Source organism: Nocardia cyriacigeorgica (assembly GCF_029868385.1).
GTDB lineage: Bacteria > Actinomycetota > Actinomycetes > Mycobacteriales > Mycobacteriaceae > Nocardia > Nocardia cyriacigeorgica_F.
In genome coordinates this window covers 323,929-347,269 of the sequence record NZ_JARWNX010000064.1, presented here as the reverse complement: position 1 = coordinate 347,269, position 23,341 = coordinate 323,929, and the positions used below count along the sequence as shown (strand labels likewise).

Here is a 23,341-nt window from a genome sequence, read left to right as displayed (position 1 = left end):
AGTTTTCGCGGCTATGCCAGAAGTGGAACGGCACGCATACGACGTCGTCGTGATCGGTGCCGGTGGCGCCGGACTGCGCGCGGTGATCGAGGCACGAGAACACGGCCTCTCGGTGGCGGTGGTGTGTAAATCGCTGTTCGGTAAGGCACATACCGTGATGGCCGAGGGTGGTTGCGCGGCTTCCATGGGCAATGCCAACGACAAGGACAACTGGGAGACCCACTACCGCGACACCATGCGCGGCGGCAAGTTCCTCAACAACTGGCGGATGGCCGAACTACACGCGCGCGAAGCACCGGACCGGGTCTGGGAGCTGGAAAGCTATGGTGCGCTGTTCGATCGGACGCCCGACGGCCGGATCAGCCAGCGCAATTTCGGCGGCCACACCTATCCACGCCTCGCCCATGTCGGCGACCGGACCGGGCTCGAGATCATCCGGACCATGCAGCAGAAGATCGTCTCGCTGCAACAGGAGGATTTCGCCGAGACCGGCGATTACGAATCGCGGATCAAGGTCTTCGCCGAATGCACGGTGACCGAACTGCTCAAAGACGGCGACCGGATCAGCGGTGCGTTCGGCTACTGGCGCGAATCGGGCCGGTTCATCCTCTTCGAGACCCCGGCGGTGGTGCTGGCCACCGGCGGCATCGGCAAGTCCTACAAGGTCACCTCGAACTCCTGGGAGTACACCGGCGACGGGCACGCCCTCGCGCTGCGGGCCGGAGCCGCGCTGATCAATATGGAGTTCTTGCAGTTCCACCCGACCGGCATGGTCTGGCCGCCGAGCGTGAAGGGAATCCTGGTCACCGAGGGTGTGCGCGGCGACGGCGGGGTCCTGAAGAACACCGATGGCAAGCGGTTCATGTTCGACTACATTCCCGCGGTGTTCAAGGGCCAGTACGCCGAGACCGAGGCCGAGGCCGATCAGTGGTTGCGCGATAACGATTCCGCGCGCCGCACTCCCGATCTGCTGCCGCGCGATGAGGTGGCCCGCGCCATCAACGAGGAGGTCAAGGCCGGTCGCGGCACCGAGCACGGTGGTGTGTATCTGGATATCGCCTCCCGTATGCCCGCCGAGGAGATCGTGCGCAGGCTGCCGTCGATGCATCATCAATTCAAGGAACTGGCCGATGTCGACATCACCAAGGAACCCATGGAGGTGGGCCCGACCTGCCATTACGTAATGGGCGGGATCGAGGTCGATCCCGATACCGGCGCCGCGCGGGTACCGGGATTGTTCGCGGCGGGTGAATGTTCCGGCGGTATGCACGGCTCGAACCGGCTCGGCGGCAACTCGCTGTCGGACCTGTTGGTCTTCGGACGCAGGGCCGGACTCGGCGCCGCCGCCTATGTGGAGGGTCTGCGGGACCGGCCGTCGGTGGCCGATGCCGATATCGCCGCGGCGGCGAAAACCGCGCTCGCGCCGTTCGATCCGCCCGCCACGGGCACCGGGGAGAACCCCTACACCCTGCACACCGATCTCCAGCAGACCATGAACGATCTGGTCGGCATCATCCGCAAGGAACACGAGGTGCGCGAGGCCATCGACACACTGGCCGAGCTGCGCACCCGGTACCGGGCGGTGACCGTGGAGGGGCACCGCCAGTTCAATCCCGGCTGGCACCTCGCCCTCGACCTGCGCAATATGTTGCTGGTCAGCGAATGTGTCGCCGATGCGGCGCTGCTGCGCACCGAGAGCCGCGGCGGACACACCCGCGACGATCATCCGGCCATGGATCCACAATGGCGCAACAAACTGCTCGTCTGCACGCTGGATCCGGCGCGGTCCGACGCCGCCGTGCCAGGTGTGGCGGTGACCGTCGAGGATCAACCGCCGATGCGGCCCGAACTGCTGGCGCTGTTCGACCTGGCCGAACTCGAGAAGTATTACACCCGAGCCGAACTCGCCGGGCACCCGGCGACCGGTGTTTCCACCGACGGAGAGGCCTGACCATGGGTTACGACGCCAGGTTCCGCATCTGGCGCGGCGATATCGACGGCGGCGAGCTGCACGACTTCACCGTGCCCGTGCACGAAGGCGAGGTGGTGCTCGACATCATCCACCGGTTGCAGGCCACCCAGGCGCCCGACCTCGCGGTGCGCTGGAATTGCAAGGCGGGTAAATGCGGTTCGTGCTCGGCCGAGGTGAACGGCAGGCCACGGCTGCTGTGCATGACCAGGATGTCGACCTTCACCCAGGACGAACTCATCACGGTGACGCCGATGCGGTCGTTCCCCGTCATCAAGGATTTGGTGGCCGATGTGTCGTTCAATTACGAGAAGGCCAGGCAGATACCGTCGTTCACACCGCCCCCGGATCTGAAGCCGGGCGATTATCGGATGAAACAGGTCGATGTGGAGCGCTCACAGGAGTTCCGCAAATGCATCGAATGTTTTCTGTGCCAGAACACCTGTCATGTCGTGCGCGATCACGAAGAGAACAAGCAGGCGTTTTCCGGTCCGCGTTTCCTCATGCGAATCGCGGAACTGGAGATGCATCCGCTCGATGTCGCCGACCGTCGCGATATGGCCCAGGATGAACACGGACTCGGCTACTGCAATATCACCAAATGCTGTACCGAAGTGTGCCCGGAACACATCAAGATCACCGACAATGCGCTCATCCCGATGAAGGAGCGGGTGGTCGATCGGAAGTACGATCCACTGGTCTGGCTGGGTAACAAGCTGTTTCGCCGCTGAGCCGACCTCAGAGCAGGGCTACCACGCCCGCTGCCACCAGCCATACCAGGCCGCCGACGAACAATGCCGACGCCAAAGAGCCGGTGAGTACATAGATACCCACCGCCGACACCGCGAAAAGCAGCGCGATGATGAGCCATTCGACCCAATCGTGCGGCCGCAATCTGCGGTACAGGAGGTGGGAGTTTTTCAGCCCACGGTCCACAAGTTGTTGTCTACCCGTTATCTGAACGGTCAAACCCCAGGCAGACCGTGGGCTCTCGGTGCGGCAGAGTCAGGAACGACCCGGCCGGTCGAATTCGCCGTCCAGCACGCCCGCGGTGAACGCGGCCCATTCACCCGGCGTGAAGATCAAGGCCGGGCCGTCGGGATCTTTGCCATCGCGCATGCCGACATGGCCGTCGGCCAGCAGCGCGATCTCGACACTGTCGCCGCCCTCCCCTTCACCGGCCCGCAACCAGGTGGCGCCGGTCAGGTCGATGTCGGCGCCCTTGTCGATACTCATGCCAGGAACTCCTTCGCAAGCTGCCGCAGCAGGTGCCTACTGGATTGACCGTCCAGCGCACATTGCTGGAGGTTCTCGTGCGCACGATGGTACCGGCGCACATCGACCGGCCGTTCCAGATACAGATCCCCGGTCAGCCCCTCGGCGTGCACGACCGGCGGTTCCAGTGGCCGACCCGCGCGGTCGGTACCGAAGTCGAGGATGGTGAACGCGCCGACGCCCACCCCGAGCGGGGCACCGGCGGCGAACGGTAGCACCCGAACGGTGACATTGTCCCTGGTGCCGATGTCGGCAAGATGGCGCAGTTGGGCCGCCATCACCTTGGCGCCACCGACCATCCGGCGCAGCACCGACTCCGGCAAGACCACGTCCACCGTCGCGGGTGCGACCCGGCGGGTGATCAGCGCCTGACGTTGTAGCCGCAGCTGCACCCGCTGCTCCAGCGCGGCCTCGGTTTCGCCCGGATGGGCGAGGCGGTACAGCGCACGCGCGTAGTCCGCGGTCTGCAACAGCCCGGGAACGATCTCGGGGTGATAGGCGGCGACGCGTTCGGCGGCGGCCTCCAAACCCACATAGACGTCGAAGGTTTCGGGGATGACATCGCCGAAGGCATGCCACCAGCTCGGGGTGTCGGCCTGCTGGGCCAGTCCGGCCAGGCCTTCGGCCAGTCGATCGGGAACACCGTAGATCCGGCACAGCTCCCGGATATCGATGGTGCGAATCCGGTCGGCCTGCCCCTTCTCCAGCCGTTGCAGGGTGCTGGCGCCCCATTCCATCAGGCGAGCCGCCTGCGCGATGGTCAATCCCGACTGGGTGCGCATATCGCGCAGATACCGGCCGAGCTGACGCCGCGGCAGACTCGTGGTCTTACTTCCCGAACTCACCGAACCAGCTGGCACCGCATGCTCCGTTCTGCTCTGGGATGGCCCCGCGCCGTCGATCAGGGGGAGCCACGAGCGCGGTCCCCCGTCACACTTCGCCTGGGCTTATGGATCTTTCGTCCACTATGGGCAATCCTGCACTCCAGAACGGATCTTGTGCTGGGAATTCGCGCGAAAAGTGAGCAGATCCGAAAACTGCCCCTACGGGGGCGGTCCGCGGTGGTGTGCTGGAAGTGTGCCAGGCCGTAAGGTCGCCTCGCGCAAGGGATATCACGAAGGACAGGTAGTCGAGCACCAGGTATCGCACGCAGAACGGGGAGAGTCATGACCGTACACCTCACCGAGTCGTCGCCGATGTCAGGCGATCCAGCCGCCCCCGGCGCCCGCCGCGCCGCGCGGACGGAGGTCGCGTAAATGCAACTGACCAACCTCAACATGCACGTCGCATCACTACTCGCGTGCCGCAACGATCCCGGCGTCATGACATCCGAACAGGCCCACGCGGCAATGCAGTTACATCTGGACTGCACCGTCGACGAATGCCGGGTGCGACGGCGCGCGCGGGCGACACTGGTCGAGGCGGGCCGGTGCGTCCTCGATGATCGAGCGCTGCGGTAGTGAGGGGGCAGCGCTCGTTCGCCGCTCGGTGAATCAGTGCCAGGAATGGTCGGTGATCGGGGTGCGCGGGCCGAATTTCGGCTTGCGGGCCTGACCACTGACCGACAGCAGCCGCACCGAGCGATAACGGTGCGGCCGTAGCGGTTCCAGATATTCCACCATCGCGGCATCGTCGAGTGGACGCCCGAGCAGGGTCCATCCGACGATCGCCGCGAGATGGAAATCTCCGACCGACAGGGCATCGGCATCACCGAAAGCCCGCTGCGCGATCTCGGCGACCGTCCACTCGCCGATCCCCGGCACGCTGCGCAACAGCCGGGCCGCCGCAGCGGGCTCCAGCTCGGCGCCACGCTCGAGCGATTCGGCCATCCGGGCCGCCCGCACGATGGTCTGTGACCGCTGCGGGCCCACATTCGCGCGGTGGAAGGTCCAGGACGGGATGCGGCGCCAACCATCGGCGTCCGGGGCCACCCGCATACCCTCGGGCGCCGGGCCCGGCGGTGTCGCGCCGAACTGATGCACCAGCCGCCGCCACGACGCATGCGCCGAGACAGTGTGCACCTTCTGTTCCAGCACCGCGGGAACCAACGCCTCGAACACCAACCCGGTGCGCAGCATGCGCAGGCCAGGATGGCGGCGATGGGCTTCGGCGATCTTGGGATGGGTCGGCGCGAAGTCGGACAGATCCTCGTCCAGGCACAGCATCCACGGCAGGCGATCGAGGAATTCGACCGCGCCCGGACCCCAGGCTCGGGCATCGACGGCACCGGGACCTGCCTGAACGAGCCGATAGGTCACCGGGCCGGTGGGCATGCGGGCGGTGCACCAGTGCGCGCCGTCGCGGGTCACCTGATAGCAGGGGTCGCCGGGCCCACGGCGCAGCGGCGCGAGGGTGTGCGCGAGATCGACCGACCGGTCGGAGGTGACGGTGCGGGTCGAGCCGGAGTCTGCTTCCTTTTCCACCGTCGCGTCGCGCACGGGTTCATTGTGCGCTCCGGGACACGGCTGTCCGCGATAAGGGTGGTCGGACGGCGTGGCCGGACCGCGCGCCACCCCTGCCCACCTGGCGACCGCAACGTACTCGCAGGTCAGGGGGCATTTGTAACAGTTTCGGAATATTCGGCGATATGAACCCGAATTGGCAAACAGCCGGCAGTCACCACTACGGAGGTTTTCGACAATGATCACCAATGCGCTCAACTGGTTGCTCAACGCCTGGGGCGGGGTCTCCGCGGGCAGCTCCGGCTACCAGATTCCGCCGGGCACCCTGCCCTTCGGCAGCTGAGCCACACTGACCCTCTTCACGCACTCGGGCCCACGAACCCGGGTGCGTGAAAGCGTCAGTCGTCCAGCAGGAACTGGACCAGATGCCTGCTCCGACGCCCGGCCAGCTGCGTGGCCTGGGTGCGGCAGGAGAAGCCGTCGGCGATCAGGGTCGAATCGTCCTCCGCGCGGTCGAGCGCTGGTAGCAGTCCGTTGCCTGCCACCGCGACCGATATGTCGTAATGGTCCTTCTGCATTCCGAAGTTTCCGGCCAGTCCACAGCAGCCGGTGATTTCAGTCATTCGGACGCCGGTGCTGGCTAATATCCGGCGATCGGAATCGAAGCCGAGAACCGAATGCTGGTGACAATGCGGCTGCACCACCACCGCCCGGCCCGCGCGGTCGGGCGGAGTCCAGTCCGGATGCTCGGTCAGAAACTCCGCGAGGGTGCGCACCGCGGCAGCCGTCGACGCGGCGCGTGGATCGTCGGGCAGTAGTTCCGGCAGATCGGCGCGCAATGCGGCGGTGCACGACGGTTCGAGGCCGATCACGACGCCACCGGCTCGGATATGCGCGTCGAGCGTGTCGAGCGTCGCGCGCAGTCGAGCGCGGGCGCCGTCGAGCTGACCGGTACTGATCCAGGTCAGCCCGCAGCAGACCCGCTCACCGGGGATGCGGACGCGATAGCCGAGCGTCTCCAGCAGCCGCACCGCGGCCAGCGCGATCTCGGGATCGAACGCATCGGTGAAGGTGTCCACCCACAGCATCACCTCGGGCGCATCGGCCGGGCCAGCGGGCGGTGTCGAGTCCCGCCAGATCCGGCGGAAACTCCGCGGCGCCAGCGGCGGCACCTCGCGGCGCGGATCCAGGCCACCGGCGCGCAGACCGAGACGACGCAGCGGCGCGATCCCGGCGGCCGCGTTGACCAGCCGCGGCGCACGCCCCACCAGCGCGAGCCAGCGTGGCAGCCAGCCGAGGGTGTAGTGATCGATCGGGCGCGGCCGATGCCGGTACCGGCGATACAGCGCCTCGGATTTATAGGTGGCGATATCGACACCGGCCGGACAATCCGAACGGCAGGCCCGGCACGACAGACAGAGGTCGAGCGATTCCGCCACCGCGGGCGACGACCACGGCAGCGCACCACGCACCACCTCCTGGAGCACCCTGGCGCGGCCGCGGGTGCTGTCCTTCTCATCGGCGGTCGCCAGATAGGACGGGCACATGAATCCGCCCGCGCTTCTGGTGTCGGCGCGGCACTTTCCGACGCCGACGCAGCGGTGCACGGCCGTGCCGAGATCGCCGCCGTCGTGCGGATAGGCGAAACCTTCGGCGGTGATCAGCGGTAGTCCGGTCAGGCGCAGGTCACGGTCGATCGGCGCGGGATCGACGAGCACACCCGGATTCAGTACGCCGTCCGGATCGAACAGCGCTTTGAAACCGGCGAACGCGTCGAGGACGGCGGGGGAGTACATCAGGGGGAGCAGTTCCGAGCGGGCGCGGCCGTCGCCGTGTTCGCCGGACAACGATCCGCCATAGCGCACCACCAGTTCGGCGGCATCGAACAGGAAGTCGCGAAACCGTTGCGGCGCATCGGCTATCGGCAGATCGAGTCGTACGTGGATGCAACCGTCGCCGATATGCCCGTAGAGCAGCCCGTCGACCCGGTGCTCGGCGGTGAGGTCGGCGAAATCACGGAGATAGGCGCCGAGGTGTTGTGGCGGGACCGCGGCGTCTTCCCAGCCGGGCCAGGCCGGGCGGCCGTCGGGGGTGCGGCCCGCGAGGCCGGCTCCGTCGGCACGGATCCGCCAGAGTGCCGCGGCGGCAGCGGGATCGGTGACGATGGTGGTGTCGAGGGCGTCCGCCGAACGGCACAGCGCTCGCGCCGCCGCATGGGCCTGTTCCGGTGTCTCGCCCGCGAGTTCGACGAACAGCCAGCCATCGCCGCGGGGTAGGTCGGGCACGGTGCCGCGGTGGGTGCGGACGATATCGACCAGCCGGGCGTCGATGCCTTCGACCGCGATCGGGGCGCAGGCGGTGATGGCGGCGATATCGTCTGCGGCGGTGGCCATATCGGGGTATCCGAGTACCGCGAGGACCGTCGCCGCCGGTATCGGAACCAGCTCGACCGTCGCCTCCAGCAGCAGGCCACAGGTGCCTTCGGTGCCCCCGAACGCCTTGGCGACCGACGAACCGCGTTCGGGCAGTAGATGTTCCAGACCGTAACCGGACGCCTGCCGATCGAAGCGGCCGAGATCGGTGCGCAGTACGGCCAATGCGTCCCTGGTGAATTCGGGGAGTCCGGGGACGGCGGCCGGATCGGCGGCGAGGTGTCGTTCAGTACCGGTGCCGTCGATGATGCGCAGCTCACGGACGGTATCGGAGGTGCGACCCCACGACAGTGCGTGCGGACCGCAGGCATTGTTGCCGATCATGCCGCCGAGGGTGCAGCGGTTCTGGGTGGACGGGTCGGGGCCGAATCGGAGTCCGTGCGCGGCGGCACGGCGTTGCAGCGCGGACAATACGAGCCCCGGTTGCACCTTCGCCGTGCGCTGATCGGGATCCAGTGCGACGACGGCGTGCAGATACCTGCTGAAGTCCAGCACGATGCCAGGACCGATCGCATTGCCCGCCACCGATGTTCCCGCACCGCGCGCGGTGACCGGCACGCCCTCCGCCCGCGCGAAGTCGAGCACACCCGCGACATCGGCCTCCGCACGCGGAAACACCACCGCCGCGGGCAACACCCGATAGTTCGACGCATCCGAGGAGTACTCGGCGCGCCGCCGATCCGATACGTCGACCTCACCGTCGATCCGGCGGCGCAACGCCCGCGCCAACCGAACCCGCCCGTCGTGCTCGTCGGTCACACCGCTCAGCCTAGGCGGATACCGCGCTGTCGCTCGACCGGGCGCCGCGGAAACAACTTGATCTCAACCTTTGTTCAGGTCTTAGTGTCGGTGGCCTGAGGTTGACTGGCGGGGAGTGGAAGGACGTGTCGAGGTGAGCATCGAATCGGTGGCCTGGAACCAGATGTATCGGCGGATGAACGCGCCGGACGAGCAGCGGCCGTTCAGCATGGCCACAGCACGGCGGATCCTGCGCTTCGCGGCGCCGCATAAGCGCCGATTGGGTGCGTTCCTGCTGTTCAGCGTGGTGTCGTCGTTCCTGGCGGTGGCGACGCCGCTGCTGGCGGGGCGGGTGGTGAACGGCATCGTCGACGGTGCCGCGCCGCGGGTGGTGCTCATCTTGGCGGTGGCCATCGGGGCGCTGGCCATCGTCGACGCCGCGCTCGGGCTGGCCATCCGCTGGCTGTCGTCCCGCATCGGTGAGGGCCTGATCCTGGATCTGCGTACCGCCGTCTTCGACCATGTGCAGAAGATGCCCATCGCGTTCTTCACCCGCACCCGCACCGGCGCGTTGGTCAGCCGGTTGAACAATGACGTGATCGGCGCTCAGCGCGCCTTCAGCGACACCCTCTCCGGCGTGGTCGCCAATCTGGTGACGGTCCTGCTGACGCTGGTGGTGATGATCCAGCTGTCCTGGCAGATCACCCTGCTCGCGCTGCTCCTGCTTCCGGTGTTCGTCATCCCGGCACGGCGGATGGGTGATCGACTGGCCGATATCCAACGCGAGGCCGCCGGGCTGAACTCGGCGATGAGCACCCAGATGACCGAACGGTTCTCCGCGCCGGGTGCGACGCTGGTCAAACTCTTCGGCAGGCCGCATCAGGAATCCGATGAGTTCGCGCTGCGCGCGCGGCGCGTACGCGATATCGGGGTGCGCACGGCCATGTTGCAGACCGTCTTCGTCACCTCGCTCACGCTGGTCTCGGCGCTGGCCATCGCGCTGGTCTACGGGCTCGGCGGCTGGTACGCGCTGGTCGGTCGGCTGGATGCGGGTGCGGTGGTGGCGCTGTCGCTGCTGCTCACTCGCCTGTACTCGCCGCTGACGGCGCTGGCCAGTGCGCGGATGGAGATCATGTCCGCGCTGGTGAGCTTCGAGCGGGTCTTCGAGGTGCTGGATCTGAAGCCGCTGATCGAGGACGCGCCGGATGCGGTCGCGGTGCCCGAGGGCCCGGTGACGGTCGAACTCGACGGTGTGCGGTTCGGCTACCCCTCGGCGGACAAGGTGTCGCTGGCCTCGCTGGAAGAAGTGGCGACCCTCGACACCCGTGGCGGAGTCGAGGTGCTGCACGGTATTTCGCTGCGTGCCGAACCAGGTCAGGTGGTGGCGCTGGTCGGATCGTCCGGTGCCGGTAAGTCGACCATCGCCCAGCTGGTGTCGCGGCTGTACGACGCGGACGACGGCGCGGTCCTGATCAATGGCGTCGATGTGCGTCAGCTGAGCACACGGTCGATTCAGCAGACCGTCGGCCTGGTCACCCAGGACGGACACCTGTTCCACGACACCATCCGCGCCAACCTGCTGTTGGCCCGGCCCGAGGCCACCGAGGCCGAACTGTGGGACGCACTCGAACGGGCACGGCTGCGGGATCTGATCGCCTCGCTGGCCGATGGGCTGGACACGGTGGTCGGCGAGCGCGGGTACCGGCTGTCCGGCGGTGAACGTCAGCGGCTGACCATCGCCCGGCTGCTGCTCAAACAGCCACGCGTGGTGATCCTCGACGAGGCAACCGCCTCACTGGATTCCACCTCGGAGGCCGCGGTCCAGGAGGCGCTGACGGAGGCCTTGGAGGGCCGCACCGCGCTTGTCATCGCGCACCGGCTGTCCACGGTCCGCGCCGCCGATCAGATCGTGGTGCTGGAAGACGGACGCATTGTCGAACGCGGTACCCATCCGCAATTGCTGGCCGCCGGTGGCCGGTACGCGGAGCTGTACCGTACGCAGTTCGCCGAGGAACCGGCGCCGGTTGCCGCCTGACCCGGTTCCGCCGGTCAGAATTCCCCGGCGACGCCGAAGACCGTCCGACCCGAGTGGGTGCCGTCTCCGAGGGAGCGCAGCACCCGCTCGGCGTCGGTGATCGGGGCGAAGTTCTCGATATCGGACAGATGGCGCGGACGCAGTTCATTGGCCAGCCTGGTCCACAGCGCGCGACGCTTGTCGATGGGGTGGTTGACCGAGTCGATACCGAGCAACGCCACATTGCGCAGGATGAACGGCATAACGGTGGTCGGCACCTCGGTGCCGCCGGTGAGTCCGCTGGCCGCGACGGCGCCCCCGTATCCGATCGCGCTCAGCACATAGGCGAGGGAGGCGCCGCCGACGCTGTCGACCGCACCGGCCCACCGGGCCTTGGACAGCGGACGCACCTTCGCATCCGGTTCGGGCAGCCGTCCGATCACCTCGTTGGCACCGAGTTCGGCCAGCTGGTCGGCGGCGTCGGTCTTACCCGTGGAGGCGATGACCTCATAGCCGAGACCGGACAGGATGTCGATGGCCACGCTGCCGACCCCGCCGGTCGCTCCGGTTACCAGGATGGCGCCGTCGTCGGGGGTGAGACCGCGGTCGAGCAGGGCCTGCACGCTCAGCGCAGCGGTGAATCCGGCGGTGCCGAGGGCAGCGGCGTCGCGGGTGGACAGACCATCCAGCCGCACCACCCATTCGGCGGGCACCCTGGCGTATTCCGCGAAACCGCCGTTATGCGAGACGCCGATCTCGTAGCCGTGGGCGACCACCTGATCACCGGGTGCGAAATCGTCGGATTCGGATTCCACGACCTCGCCGGTGATATCGATGCCAGGAACGATCGGATAGTTGCGCACCACCCCACCACCCGGGGTGATCGCCAGCCCGTCCTTGAAGTTGGCGCTCGAATAGTGCACCTTGATCGTCACCGCACCCGGTCCGAGGAACTCCGCCCCGACCTGCTGTCGCGCGAGCACGACGCCACTGTCCGATTCGTGTGCCACCATCGCCCAGAATTCCATGTGCCCGAGCATACGAGCGTGCGCCGGGGCCTGCGGTCAGACCGGGACCAATTCGAGCCGCACCCCGAGCAGCCGGACCGGGCGATCCAGCTCGAAGCGGTCGATGATGCGCAGCGCGGTGTCGATGATGGCGACACGGTCGGTGGTGGGCTCCGGCAGCTTCGACTGTTTGCTGCGGGTATAGAAGGTATTGGTGCGCACCGTCACCGACACCCGGATGGTGACGCGGCCCGCGTCGGCCATCTCATCGGCCACCGCACCGGCGATCCGCTCGACCTGGGCACGGATCTCCTCGCGTTCGGTGAGGTCGTGCGGGAAGGTCTCGGATTTACTGCGGCCCACCGGAATTCGCGGTTCGGTGACGACCTCGGTATCGCCCGCGCCTTTACCGAGAACCCACAGGTAGGGGCCGGTATTCGGGCCGAACGCGGCGGCGAGGCGATGCCGGTCGGCGGCCATCAGATCGCCGACCGTATTGATATCCAGTTCGGCCAGCCGGGCGGCGATCCTGCTGCCGATACCCCACAGCGCACTGGTCGGTCGATGTGCCATCACCTCGGTCCAGTTGGCCGCGGTGAGCCGGAACATACCCGCCGCCGCACCCGCGCCCGGTTGCGCGGAATCCTTACCGGAGGATTTGGCGAATCCGGTGGCGAGTTTGGCCGTGAGCTTGTTGTCGCCGATGCCGACCGAGCAGGTCAGGTCCAGTTCGGCGATGGCGGCGCGGATCTCGCGGGCCATGGCCTCCGGATCGTCGGTATCGGCGGCCACGAACGCCTCGTCCCACCCCCACACCTCCACCGGGCCGAAGGTCCGCAAAACGGCCATCACCTCGTCGGACGCCTCCTCGTAGGTGGTCATATCCAGCGGCATGAACACCGCGTCCGGACATTTCCGCGCCGCCGTGCGCAACGCCATCCCCGCCCGCACCCCATAGGCGCGCGCCGGATACGAGGCGCAGGTGACCACCTTCCGCGGCTCCTCCGGATCACCGTTCCCACCCACGATCACCGGCAGCCCACGCAGTTCGGGATGACGACGGAACTCCACCGCCGCCTGAAACTGATCGAGATCGACATGCAACAGCCACCTGGGCATATGTCCGTCTTACCGCACAGCACCGATGCCTGACCGCATTCCGCGCCGTACACGCGGTATTACATTGGTGGCCGAGCAGGCTTGCTGTGATCACCGACGGCCGCAAGGAGATCCGCTGATGACCACCACCGAACTCGATATCGAACAAGCTCGCCAGGTGCTGGCTGCGCAGCCGTTCGCGCAGTTGGTCGGGACCGAACTCACGGCGTTCGGGGGTGGGGCGGCGACGCTGGTTATTCCGTTGCGGGCCGAGTTGGGGCAGCAGTTCGGGTTCGTGCACGGGGGAGTGCTGGCGTATGCGGCCGATAATGCGATCACCTTCGCGGCGGGCACGGTGCTCGGGGCGAATGTGCTGACGGGTGGGTTCTCGGTGACCTATCTGCGGCCCGCGAGCGGAAGACTGTTGCGCGCCGAGGCGAAGGTGACCGGGTCTACGCGGCGGCAGGCGGTGGTGAGCTGCGAGATCTATGCCGAAGGCGATGACGGTGTGGCGGTGCTGTGCGCCGTCGCGCAGGGCACCACGCGCAGTGTGGAACGGGAGCTGAACAACGGCGGGTGACTGCCGGGCTTGCTGTCAGCGCTCGCACGGATGATCTGGTCTCGTACTTGCGCTGCGGGCAGCAACGACAACGAGCTGTGCCCATGGACCACGGGCACAGCTCGTTCGGTCTCCGGCCGTGGGGGCCACGAGCAGGTCGCGACCCCCACCACCGATCAGGCCGTCGCCGCCAACGGCCGCCCGTCCAGTGCGGGTTCGGCGACCGGCTCGATGGCGTAGGCCAGGATGTCGGCCACATCGGCGACGGGACGGACATCGAGTGCGGCGAGCACCTCGGCCGGGACATCGTCCAGGTCCGGCTCGTTGCGGGCCGGGATGAACACCGTCTTCAGGCCGGCCCGTTGGGCGGCCAGCAGCTTCTGCTTGACGCCGCCGATGGGCAGCACCCGGCCGTTCAACGTGACCTCACCGGTCATACCGACATCCGAGCGCACCTGCCTACCGAGAGCCAGCGAGACCAGTGCGGTGACCATCGTGACGCCGGCCGACGGACCGTCCTTCGGCACCGCGCCCGCCGGGAAGTGCACGTGGATATTGCGGTCGAGCACCGAGGGTTCGATGCCGATCTCGGCCAGATGCGAGCGCACGTAGGTGAGCGCGATCTGCGCGGATTCCTTCATGACATCGCCCAACTGGCCGGTGAGGGTCAGCGCGCGCTCACCGTCTACGGCATTGGTCTCGATGTAGAGCACATCGCCGCCGAGGCCGGTCACCGCCAATCCGGTCGCCACACCGGGGACGGCGGTGCGTTCCACCGAATCCGGGGTGAACCGTGGACGGCCGAGGTAGTCCTTCAGATCGCTGACGCCGATGGTCAGCGATTCACCGGAACGCCCTGCGGCCTCGCCCTTTTCGATCACCACATCGTCGTAGCCGAGTTCGGTGTCATAACCGAGTCCGATCGATGGCACGGAGTCGGCGGCCGCCGAACCACCCTCCGACAGTGTGGTGGCCGCCTTGCGCAATGCCTTGGCGATCAGCCGCTCCATCTGCCGGACACCGGCTTCCCTGGTGTAGTTCGCCGCGATCTCGCGCAGCGCCGCATCGGTGACGGTGACCTCCTCGGCGGTCAGCGCATTGCGTTCGAGCTGGCGCGGGACCAGGAAGTCGCGGGCGATGGCGACCTTGTCGTCCTCGGTGTAGCCGTCGACGGTGATCAACTCCATCCGGTCCAGCAGCGGGCCGGGGATGGTCTCCATGACATTGGCCGTGGCGATGAACAACACATCGGACAGGTCCAGATCCAGGTCCAGGTAGTGATCGCGGAAGGTGTGGTTCTGCGCGGGATCGAGCACCTCGAGCAGCGCCGCGGCTGGATCACCACGGAAATCGGAGCCGACCTTGTCGATCTCGTCGAGCAGCACCACCGGATTCATCGATCCGGCTTCCTTCATGGCCCGCACGATCCGACCGGGTAGCGCCCCGACGTAGGTGCGCCGGTGACCGCGGATCTCGGCCTCATCGCGCACACCGCCGAGCGCGACGCGTACGAACTCGCGACCGAGCGCCCGCGCGACGCTCTCACCCAGCGATGTCTTACCGACACCGGGCGGTCCGACCAGGACCAACACCGCGCCGGACCCACGACCACCAACGACCTCGAGACCGCGGGCGGCCCGCCGCGAACGCACCGCCAGGTACTCGACCATCCGGTCCTTGACCTCGTCGAGGCCGTGGTGATCGGCGTCGAGCACGGCGCGGGCGGTCGCGACATCGGTGCTGTCGGTGGTTTTCACCGTCCACGGCAGCTCGAGGACGGTATCGAGCCAGGTGCGGATCCAACCCGATTCCGGGCTCTGATCGCTGGCGCGTTCGAGCCGTCCGACCTCGCGCAGCGCGGCCTCGCGGACCGAATCGGGCAGATCGGCCTGTTCCACGCGGGTGCGGTAGTCGTCGGCGCCGTCGGGTTCGTCCTCGCCGAGTTCCTTGCGGATGGCATTGAGCTGCTGGCGCAGCAGGAATTCGCGCTGGCTCTTCTCCATACCCTCGCGGACGTCTTCGCTGATCTTCTCCGACACCTCGGTCTCGGCGATATGCGCCTTCGTCCATTCGATCAGTGAAGCCAGCCGCGCGGCCGGTTCGGGAGTCTCCAGCAGCTGTCGCTTCTGCTCGATGCTCAGGTACGGGGCGTAACCGGCGGTATCGGCGATCGCGGACGGCTCGCTGAGCTGGTTGACCGCGTCGATGACCTGCCAGGCTTCGCGGCGTTGCAGCACCGAGACGACGAGCTTCTTGTATTCGGCGGCGAGTTCTCTGGTCCGGCCGTCGACGGGGGCGTCATCGACCGGTTCGGCCTCCACCCACAGCGCGGCGCCCGGTCCGGTGACACCATGACCGATCTTGGCCCGCCGCTCGGCCTTCAATACCGCGGCCGGTGCGCCGCCACGCATCCGACCGACCTGTTCGATGGTGGCGACGACGCCGTAGGCGGCGTAACCCTCATCGAGCCGGGGCGCGACCAGGACCTGATCGGTGTTCGCTGCGCGCGCGGCGTCGATGGCCGCCTGCGCCGATTCGTCGAGTTCGATGGGCACGACCATGCCCGGCAGCACGATCGGATCGGTCAGGAACAGCACCGGCAAGTTCTGAGCTGTAGTCACTTGTTCGACCCTTTCAAAGTTGAGCGATGCCTACTCAACCCCGGGGTATTCGGGTTTGTTCCAGCCGAGTGGCGACGTTCACTCACAGCGAATCGCGATGAGCGATACGGCTCGACAACAACGCCGCTCGCAGCTACGGTGACGGCAGTTCGTTTTTACGGAATTACAGAATTCAGGAGAACAGCTGTGGTGCGTAGGGTGGCGATGGTCGTGGCCACAATGATTCCGCTGATCGCGGGATGCTCGAGCGAGGGTGCGTCCGATGAGTCGTGTGGGCCGCTACCCGCGGCGGGCGTCACTTCGGCCGAGGAATGGCTCGGCCGGATACACGAGAGCCCGGACGACATCTCGGTCGCGGTCGACGACGGGCAGGGGCACAGCATCGAACGCCGGGCCGATGATCAGCAGCCCATCGCATCGGCGGTGAAGGTCGTATCGCTCGCGGCCTACGCGCGTGCGGTCGCGGCAGGCACGCTCGATCCACAGCAGCAGGTGCCGGTCGACGAATGGGAGCGCTGGTACCTGCCTGGAACCGACGGCGGCGCACATCCGGCGGCACGCGCTCGCCTCACCGGCGAGACCGTCACCCTCGATCAGATGGTGAGCGCGATGATCAGAGAAAGCGATAACGCCGTCCCCGACTATCTGCGCGACCGCCTCGGCGACCACGCGCTGATCGCCGCTGCCGAAGCGGGCGGATGGCGCGACTACACGCCCTCCACCCAGCTCGGCCAGATGATCCGCCTGCTCGACTCCGACACCGGCGACGATTGGGCGCTGGCCAGGCGTTACGCCGTCGACGACGCCTACCGAGCCACCATCGGATCGAAGACGATGCCGCCGTTCGACCGGCAAATGGCGTGGACCGAAACGACCGCGACCGCCTCGGCCCACCAGTTGGCGTCGATGCATCGCGCTATCGCGAGCGGCAGCTTCGGGCCGGGCACCGACGTGGCGCGCGCACACTTGGAATGGCAGCAACCGCCCGCCGGATTCGCCGCGATCGGATTCAAGGGCGGTTCCTATCCCGGCGTCCTGAGCGATGCCATCTACCTGCGCCGCGCCGACGGCACCGTCGCGACCGCCGTACTGCTGAACCGGCGCATGCCCGAGGCCACCTGGGCATCCGCGGTGACGACGCTGCGCGAACAGGAGGTACTGGTCAGGGCCATGACCGAACCGGCGATGTGGCGCCGGTTAGCATGCGCCACATGACCGATGTCGCTGCCAAACTGGCCGAGCTGGAGGCACGGATCGAGGCGCTGGAAGGCAAACCACCCGCCATGGAAGGCGAGCCGCGCACCGATGACTCCGCACGCGGCTATCTCGAATACGGCGGCAGCGTCGATTTCGGCGGTCCCATCGAATGGACCATCCGCTACAGCGCTGCCGCCGTACCGCGGCTCCCCGCACAGGCCCGCGTCGATGTGCTCGCGGCCCTCGGCCACCCCGTCCGCCGGGCCCTCGTCGAAACTCTGCTCGACGGCCCACGCACCGGCGCCGAACTGGCAGAAGCGGTTTCACTCACCTCCGCAGGCCAGCTCTACCACCACATCCGCGCCCTGACCTCGGCCAAGGTCATCGAGCAACACAGCCGCGGGGCCTACCGGATACCCGCCGAAAAGGTCGTCCCGCTACTGATCATGATGACCGCCGCCGCCGATATCGGCGAAGTGCTCCGATAGATGAGCCGAAGCGACTACCGGCCCACCCGGCTCGGATGCGCCGCGCACACGTGACGGCGCTACTTACCAGCCGAACAGCAGCAGATGTACGCCGCCGACGAAAATGCCGAGCAGACCGCCATGAACGTAGAGCAGCCAGGCGTCCTGTTCGACGGAGGCGTAGAACATCTCCATGAACTCGCCCGGGGTGAGTTGTTTGAGTTTGCGGGCGGCGAATTCGTCGATCTTCTTGGCTTGTTCCTCGGTGAACTCGGCGTCCTCGACGAGTGTCGGGGCCAAGCCGACCGCGGCACCGGCGGCGCCGACCTTCAGGTTGTCGAACTGACGACGGCCGAAAGCCGCGCGGACCATGGAGGTGGTGCGGCCGAGCTGGCGGTGGATCTCATCGGAGATCAGCCGTTCCAGCAGCTGACGGGTCTTGTCGCCATTGGGACCGTCGAGCAGTTCCTTCGACAGATTGGGCAGGGTGAGCACCTGATAGGCCAGGATGTGCGCCAGATCGACCGCGGCCTGCGGCTGGCGTTTGGCCAGCAGAGCCTGGCGCCACAGGTATTTGTAGCGCGGCTGCGGATCGCCCGGTTCGAACACCATCTTGATCGCGATCACATTGACCAGCACGCCGATGCCCGCCGATACCAGCAGCACGATCACCCAGGCCGGCACCCAGCCGAACACCGGAATACTGCTGTGCACATGCAGATACAGCGCGAGCAGCAGGCCGAACGGTGCGCCGAGCAGGCCGATTCGGACCATGAACTTCAGCTCGGGCGCGGCGATGGTGGTGGTCAGATCCTTCAGGATGATCGGATTGTCCTGGAGGTACCGGATGACGAAGCCCTTGACGTCGATCAGCTGGTCGACGTTGTCGCCGAGCGATTCGAACGCGCGCCGGCACAGCGTGGGCAGCTCCCGATCCACACGCTGATAGACCAGCTGCTTCATCGCCCGCGGTAGCGACCCCCACAGCTCCGGGTTCTCCCGGTACATCACATCGTCGACCATGCCGCGCACCTGTTTATGCGCCATCTCGGCGATATAGTCGGCGATCCCGTCGAGATCGAGTTCATGGATGAAATCGCGGGGGCTGCCGATCCGCATCAGCGCCTTGTCGACGCAGATGCTGGCCATCTTCTCCGCGCGGGCCGGGATGAATCCCTGGAATCCGAACCGCGAACCGTCCCCGGAGAAGATCGGCAGCACCTGCACCCGGCGCGGCAGATAGGGATAGAGCACCTTCAGACCGGGGATGCGGACACCGCGGAACTGAAGCGGCCAGAACAGCATCAGCACGCCGGTCCAGTTGGTGAGCCAGCCCGCGATTCCGGCGAAGATCGGGAAGCTGATCAGGTCGACCACGAACTTCGACTGCCCGGTCATCTGCTCCCAGTCGATGAACACACCGGATGCGAGTGTGACCACGCGGGCTCTCCCTAGGCCGGCCGGTACGAATGCCCGGAATGGTTGTCTGAGACATCGAATGAGACTCGAAGTCCCAACATTCTCATTGCCCCGTAGAGGTGTCAACGATTCCGGGCATCGCCTCGGGTCACCCACCCGAAATACAAGCACGCGTGCTTGCTTCTTTAATTCGAAGCTGCGATGCTGAATCGCGGCGTCACATCCCGTGGCACTCGGCGAAGACGATGCGTGCGCAAGGAAAATCATGGCTGACCTCGAAGGATTGCTCGGCGATCTGGCCGATGAGAGCAACGACCTGGAACGGCTGGTCACCCCGCTGACCCGCGAGCAGTGGGCCACCGCGACACCGGCCGAGGGGTGGTCCATCGCGCATCAGATCGGGCACCTGGCCTGGACCGACGAGATCGCCACGATCTCGGCCAGCGATGAAGAGCAGTTCGCGAAGCTGGTCGCCGAGGCCGGACCACGGGTGCTGACCTTCGTCGACGACGCCGCCGAGGAAGCCGCAGCCGAACCGCCCGCACAACTGTTGCAGCGGTGGCGACGCGGCCGGGCCGCATTGGCGGATGCCCTGCGCGCGGTGCCCGACGGCGCCAAAGTGCCATGGTTCGGTCCGCCGATGAGCGCCGCGTCGATGGTCACCGCGCGCACCATGGAGACCTGGGCACACGGACAGGATGTGGCCGATGCGCTCGGCATCACCCGCACCCCGACCGCCCGGTTGCGGACCGTCGCCCATATCGGCGCGCGGACCAGGAACTTCGCCTATATGGTTCGCGGCAGACAAGCGCCGAAGGAGGAGTTCCGCATCGAACTCACCGCGCCCGACGGGAGCCTGTGGACCTGGGGTCCAGCGGATGCGGCGCAACGCGTCACCGGGCCCGCCGTGGACTTCTGCCTGCTGGTCACCCAACGCAGACATCGTGACGATCTGGCGCTGACGGCGGTCGGCGCGGCCGCGGCCGAATGGCTGACGATCGCGCAGGCGTTCGCCGGTCCGAGCGGGAAGGGCCGGGCGGCGGGCCAATTCGCCTGATCCGGGCGGCCCACATCGCGACGCGAGGCGGGCGAGCGCCAGTCTTGGGTGCGTCGTGACGACGATCGGACGTCGTTGGCCGGGTGTCTCGATGTGGCAGTCGAGAATGACGCTCGCCAGCGGCTACGGAATACCCGCTCCTCGACGCCTCGAAACCTCGCCGACGCGGGCAGTTCACCACCGTGTCACACCGGCGAGGCCGACGACGCGTACCTGCTGTGATGCTGCTCTCAGCAATGCGACACACCAACCTTCCACACCGTAACCTGGACGGGCGTACGGCTTTCAACGATGCGGGCCGTCGACCCCAGGGAAACCAGGGCGGAGGGAAAGGAACGCATCGTGTCAGTATTCAAATCTGCTCAGATCGCCCGCCATACCGCCATCGTGCTCGCGGGCGCCGCCAGCCTCAGCCTCACCGTCGTCTCCGGTGCCTACATCGCCGCCAATATGCCCGGCCTGGAGCGTCCGGGACAGCTCGCCGCGCCATCGGCGCCGATCGACCGAGACGGCTCACCGCATATCGCACCGGCCCTGCGCACCGGGACCGTACTGCCAGGCGAGGGCTCGAGCCAGGCCGCCGTCTATCGCGACCGCCCCGCCACAGCGCCCGCCGCTCCCGCAGCCACCTCGCTGCCCGCCGACATCGCCCCCACCGACCGCTCCGCTGACGACCGCGCCGGCGTCGGCGGCCGAGTGGGAATCGGCACCACCTACGTCGGCGCCCGGGTGGCCCCGGCTCAGACCAACACCGTCTCCATCACCGTCGACACCAACGCCCTGACGGTGCTGAGCGGATTCCTGATGTCGGAGCCGATCCGCGAGCGACTCGGAGTCTCGACCGACCCATCCGGCGTCACCCAGATGCGCACCGACGTAGACACCCGCCGCGGCGAGGTGACACTGGTGTTCTCCGACCCCACCCTCGGCGAACACGCCCTCGAACTGGACCGCAACCCGGCACCGGGTGACGCGGGAAGAGCCGACACCGAAGCGGACAGCGGCGTCCGAGCCGCCGAGCCAACTCCCGCCGCGCCGGGAGCCCCGACCACCGGAAACGACGTCGTCACAACCTGATCGACGATCCGGTGCTCGCCTGGCATTCCCGACGTGGTCTGCATCGGGGGTGGGAAGCCCACAACGAATCGCCGTTCGTATCGCCTTGTTCGCAGCCGTCGGCGAATGAGCCGATGCCGACCGTTGGCAGAGTTCCGAGGACCGAGGACGCGGGACGGCGGGTATCGCGAATATCGTGCTCTGCATGTGGACAACGACCATCGCCCTGGCCCACCTCTGACCCCGCATGTACGACTTCTGTGTGATCGGTGGCGGGATTGTCGGTGTGGCTACCGCGTATCGGATGCTGCGGCGGTGGCCGGGGGCGAGGTTGGTGTTGGTGGAAAAGGCGGATGCGCTCGGCGTCCATCAGACCGGGCACAACAGTGGGGTCATCCATTCGGGCATCTACTATCCGCCGGGGAGTTTGAAGGCGACGTTGTGCAGGCGGGGCGCGCGGGCGACCAAGGAGTTCGCGGCCGCGCAGGGGATCGCGTTCGAGGAATGCGGCAAGTTGCTGGTGGCCACCGATGCCGCCGAGAAGGCCAGGATGCTCGCGCTCTATGAGCGTTCGACGGTGAACGGGGTGGTGGTCGAGCTGATCGATGCCGCGGAGCTGGCTCGGCGTGAGCCGCGTGTGCGCGGTGTCGGCGCGCTGTTCGTTCCGGATACCGGCATCGTCGACTACCGGCGGATCACCGCGGCTCTGGCCGATGAGGTGCGGGCGGCAGGTGGTGAGATCGTGCTCGGTGCGCGGATCGAGTCGGTCACCGAGACCGATACCGGTGTCACGGTGGCCGGTCCGGCAGGGAGCTGGACCGCGCGCGCGTTGGTCGCCTGCGCCGGGTTGCAGGCCGATCGGCTGGCCCGGCTCGCCGGACTGCGCACCGATACCAGGATCGTGCCGTTCCGTGGGGAGTACTACCAGCTACCGGAGTCGAGGGCCGGGCTGGTGCGCACGCTGATCTATCCGATCCCGGACCCGGAGCTGCCGTTTCTCGGCGTGCATCTGAGCCCGACCATCGACGGTGCGCTCACCGTCGGCCCGAACGCCGTGCTCGGCCTGGCGCGGGAGGGCTATCGCAAAGGCAGCGTCGATCTGCGCGACGCCCGCGAGATCCTCGGCTATCCGGGATTGCATCGGGTGGCGAAAGCCAATATCCGCACCGGGCTGCGGGAGCTGCGCAATTCGCTGTTCAAGCGCGGATACCTGGCCGAATGCCGTCGCTACTGCCCGGAGCTGACCATGGCCGATCTGCGGCCGCGGGAGGCGGGCATTCGCGCGCAGGCCGTCGCCCGCGACGGCACCCTGATCCACGACTTCCTGATCGAACGGACCCCGCGGATGGTGCATGTGCTCAATGCGCCCTCACCCGCGGCCACCTCGGCACTGCCGATCGCCGAGCACATCGTCGACCAGCTCGCGCCACCCGGCGACCAAGCGACCAATCGGTAGCAATCTGGAAATCCCCCTCGCCAAATCTGTCCACAACACTCCAATAAAGAGGAATGCTGTAGTACTTTTGTCGGAGCCGTGGAGGGAGGGCCCATGGGCCGCATCAGATACGCCAGCGACGTCGGCGCACCGGTCGAGGTCGCCTTCACCTACACGGACAACCATCTGTTCGTCCCGGACTGGATGTTCGGCATCGCCGAGTTCGTACCCAACGGTGAAGTCGACCGTGGTCTCGGCGCCCGCTTCCACACCGGCGCCAGACTCGCCCTGCTGCGCACCACACTCACCTGCGAGATCACCGAGTACCGGCGTAACGCCGTGATCGGGTATACGCTGCGTGGACGCTTATCCGGCACTCTGACACTGCGATTCGATCCCCTCGGCTACGGCCGCTCGGTGCTCACCTCGGAAGTAGAGTACGCACCACCGCGCGGGATCACCGGGCGCATGCTGGCCCGCCCGATCGAATCCGGTGTCCGCTCGGCCCTGCGCCGCACGGAGTCCCGGTTACGAAGGGAGATAGAGCAATTCCACGGTACCGATCTTGTCGGCCGGATTGCGTAGGGTGCGAGGC

At 67.1% G+C, this 23,341-nt stretch carries 20 protein-coding genes; 11 read left to right on the top strand and 9 right to left on the bottom strand.

The window, feature by feature from the left end; genetic code table 11:
- Positions 1 to 13: 13 nt before the first annotated feature.
- Both QH168_RS26970 and QH168_RS26965 read left to right on the top strand, forming a co-directional pair.
- Positions 14 to 1,951, top strand: coding sequence for a fumarate reductase/succinate dehydrogenase flavoprotein subunit (locus QH168_RS26970; RefSeq protein WP_280468766.1), 1,938 nt, complete (start codon positions 14 to 16; stop codon positions 1,949 to 1,951).
- Between the two features lie 2 nt (positions 1,952 to 1,953).
- Entirely contained in the window at positions 1,954 to 2,700 is a 747-nt protein-coding gene (locus QH168_RS26965) for a succinate dehydrogenase/fumarate reductase iron-sulfur subunit (protein WP_280468765.1), read from the top strand.
- A gap of 7 nt (positions 2,701 to 2,707) precedes the next feature.
- Here QH168_RS26965 and QH168_RS26960 read toward each other — a convergent pair whose 3' ends face one another.
- The 3 genes from QH168_RS26960 to QH168_RS26950 form a co-directional block, all read right to left on the bottom strand.
- Positions 2,708 to 2,905: a hypothetical protein gene (locus QH168_RS26960; RefSeq protein WP_280468763.1), complete on the bottom strand. Its 198-nt coding sequence runs from the start codon at positions 2,903 to 2,905 to the stop codon at positions 2,708 to 2,710.
- 69 nt (positions 2,906 to 2,974) lie between these two features.
- Positions 2,975 to 3,205 carry a DUF397 domain-containing protein gene (locus tag QH168_RS26955; RefSeq protein WP_280468762.1) on the bottom strand — a complete coding sequence of 77 codons (231 nt, stop codon included), beginning with the start codon at positions 3,203 to 3,205 and terminating at the stop codon, positions 2,975 to 2,977.
- Complete coding sequence (locus QH168_RS26950; protein WP_280468760.1) at positions 3,202 to 4,104, bottom strand: helix-turn-helix domain-containing protein; 903 nt, start codon at positions 4,102 to 4,104, stop codon at positions 3,202 to 3,204. The genes QH168_RS26955 and QH168_RS26950 overlap by 4 nt, the downstream gene beginning before the upstream one ends.
- A 396-nt stretch (positions 4,105 to 4,500) precedes the next feature.
- Here QH168_RS26950 and QH168_RS26945 point away from each other — a divergent pair, with 396 nt between their 5' ends.
- Complete coding sequence (locus QH168_RS26945) at positions 4,501 to 4,704, top strand: hypothetical protein (protein ID WP_280468758.1); 204 nt, start codon at positions 4,501 to 4,503, stop codon at positions 4,702 to 4,704.
- A gap of 33 nt (positions 4,705 to 4,737) precedes the next feature.
- Here QH168_RS26945 and QH168_RS26940 read toward each other — a convergent pair whose 3' ends face one another.
- The gene (locus QH168_RS26940) at positions 4,738 to 5,682 is read right to left on the bottom strand and encodes a DNA-3-methyladenine glycosylase family protein (protein WP_280468756.1); all 945 of its coding nucleotides are present in this window, start codon (positions 5,680 to 5,682) and stop codon (positions 4,738 to 4,740) included.
- A gap of 362 nt (positions 5,683 to 6,044) precedes the next feature.
- Positions 6,045 to 8,837, bottom strand: a complete 2,793-nt coding sequence (locus QH168_RS26935) for an FAD-binding and (Fe-S)-binding domain-containing protein (RefSeq protein WP_280468754.1) — start codon at positions 8,835 to 8,837, stop codon at positions 6,045 to 6,047.
- Positions 8,838 to 8,970: 133 nt separating this feature from the next.
- Here QH168_RS26935 and QH168_RS26930 point away from each other — a divergent pair, with 133 nt between their 5' ends.
- Positions 8,971 to 10,851: an ABC transporter ATP-binding protein gene (locus QH168_RS26930; protein ID WP_280468753.1), complete on the top strand. Its 1,881-nt coding sequence runs from the start codon at positions 8,971 to 8,973 to the stop codon at positions 10,849 to 10,851.
- A gap of 14 nt (positions 10,852 to 10,865) precedes the next feature.
- Here QH168_RS26930 and QH168_RS26925 read toward each other — a convergent pair whose 3' ends face one another.
- On the bottom strand, positions 10,866 to 11,858 hold the full coding sequence (locus QH168_RS26925) for an oxidoreductase (protein ID WP_280468752.1): 993 nt from the start codon (positions 11,856 to 11,858) through the stop codon (positions 10,866 to 10,868).
- A 36-nt stretch (positions 11,859 to 11,894) separates the two neighbouring features.
- Positions 11,895 to 12,956: a DNA polymerase IV gene (locus QH168_RS26920; protein ID WP_280468750.1), complete on the bottom strand. Its 1,062-nt coding sequence runs from the start codon at positions 12,954 to 12,956 to the stop codon at positions 11,895 to 11,897.
- 118 nt (positions 12,957 to 13,074) lie between these two features.
- Between QH168_RS26920 and QH168_RS26915 the strand changes: the two genes are divergently transcribed.
- On the top strand, positions 13,075 to 13,515 hold the full coding sequence (locus QH168_RS26915) for a PaaI family thioesterase (RefSeq protein ID WP_280468749.1): 441 nt from the start codon (positions 13,075 to 13,077) through the stop codon (positions 13,513 to 13,515).
- A 155-nt stretch (positions 13,516 to 13,670) separates the two neighbouring features.
- Here QH168_RS26915 and lon read toward each other — a convergent pair whose 3' ends face one another.
- Entirely contained in the window at positions 13,671 to 16,055 is a 2,385-nt protein-coding gene (gene lon, locus QH168_RS26910; protein ID WP_432421189.1) for an endopeptidase La, read from the bottom strand.
- A gap of 246 nt (positions 16,056 to 16,301) precedes the next feature.
- Here lon and QH168_RS26905 point away from each other — a divergent pair, with 246 nt between their 5' ends.
- Complete coding sequence (locus QH168_RS26905; RefSeq protein WP_280468746.1) at positions 16,302 to 17,330, top strand: serine hydrolase; 1,029 nt, start codon at positions 16,302 to 16,304, stop codon at positions 17,328 to 17,330.
- Positions 17,327 to 17,800, top strand: coding sequence for an ArsR/SmtB family transcription factor (locus QH168_RS26900; RefSeq protein ID WP_280468745.1), 474 nt, complete (start codon positions 17,327 to 17,329; stop codon positions 17,798 to 17,800). Before QH168_RS26905 ends, QH168_RS26900 begins: the two co-directional genes overlap by 4 nt.
- 63 nt (positions 17,801 to 17,863) lie before the next feature.
- Here the strand turns inward: QH168_RS26900 and QH168_RS26895 are convergent, their stop codons facing one another.
- Positions 17,864 to 19,219 carry a hypothetical protein gene (locus QH168_RS26895; RefSeq protein WP_280468743.1) on the bottom strand — a complete coding sequence of 452 codons (1,356 nt, stop codon included), beginning with the start codon at positions 19,217 to 19,219 and terminating at the stop codon, positions 17,864 to 17,866.
- A gap of 244 nt (positions 19,220 to 19,463) precedes the next feature.
- Here QH168_RS26895 and QH168_RS26890 point away from each other — a divergent pair, with 244 nt between their 5' ends.
- The 4 genes from QH168_RS26890 (at position 19,464) to QH168_RS26875 (ending at position 23,331) form a co-directional block, all read left to right on the top strand.
- Positions 19,464 to 20,255 (top strand): TIGR03084 family metal-binding protein, encoded by a 792-nt coding sequence (locus QH168_RS26890; protein WP_280468742.1) that lies wholly within the window; start codon positions 19,464 to 19,466, stop codon positions 20,253 to 20,255.
- Between the two features lie 342 nt (positions 20,256 to 20,597).
- Complete coding sequence (locus QH168_RS26885) at positions 20,598 to 21,332, top strand: hypothetical protein (RefSeq protein WP_280468741.1); 735 nt, start codon at positions 20,598 to 20,600, stop codon at positions 21,330 to 21,332.
- A gap of 226 nt (positions 21,333 to 21,558) precedes the next feature.
- A complete protein-coding gene (gene lhgO, locus QH168_RS26880; RefSeq protein WP_280468739.1) occupies positions 21,559 to 22,767 on the top strand; it encodes an L-2-hydroxyglutarate oxidase in 1,209 nt (402 codons plus the stop codon).
- A gap of 93 nt (positions 22,768 to 22,860) precedes the next feature.
- On the top strand, positions 22,861 to 23,331 hold the full coding sequence (locus QH168_RS26875; RefSeq protein WP_280468737.1) for an SRPBCC family protein: 471 nt from the start codon (positions 22,861 to 22,863) through the stop codon (positions 23,329 to 23,331).
- The last annotated feature ends 10 nt before the right edge of the window (positions 23,332 to 23,341 follow it).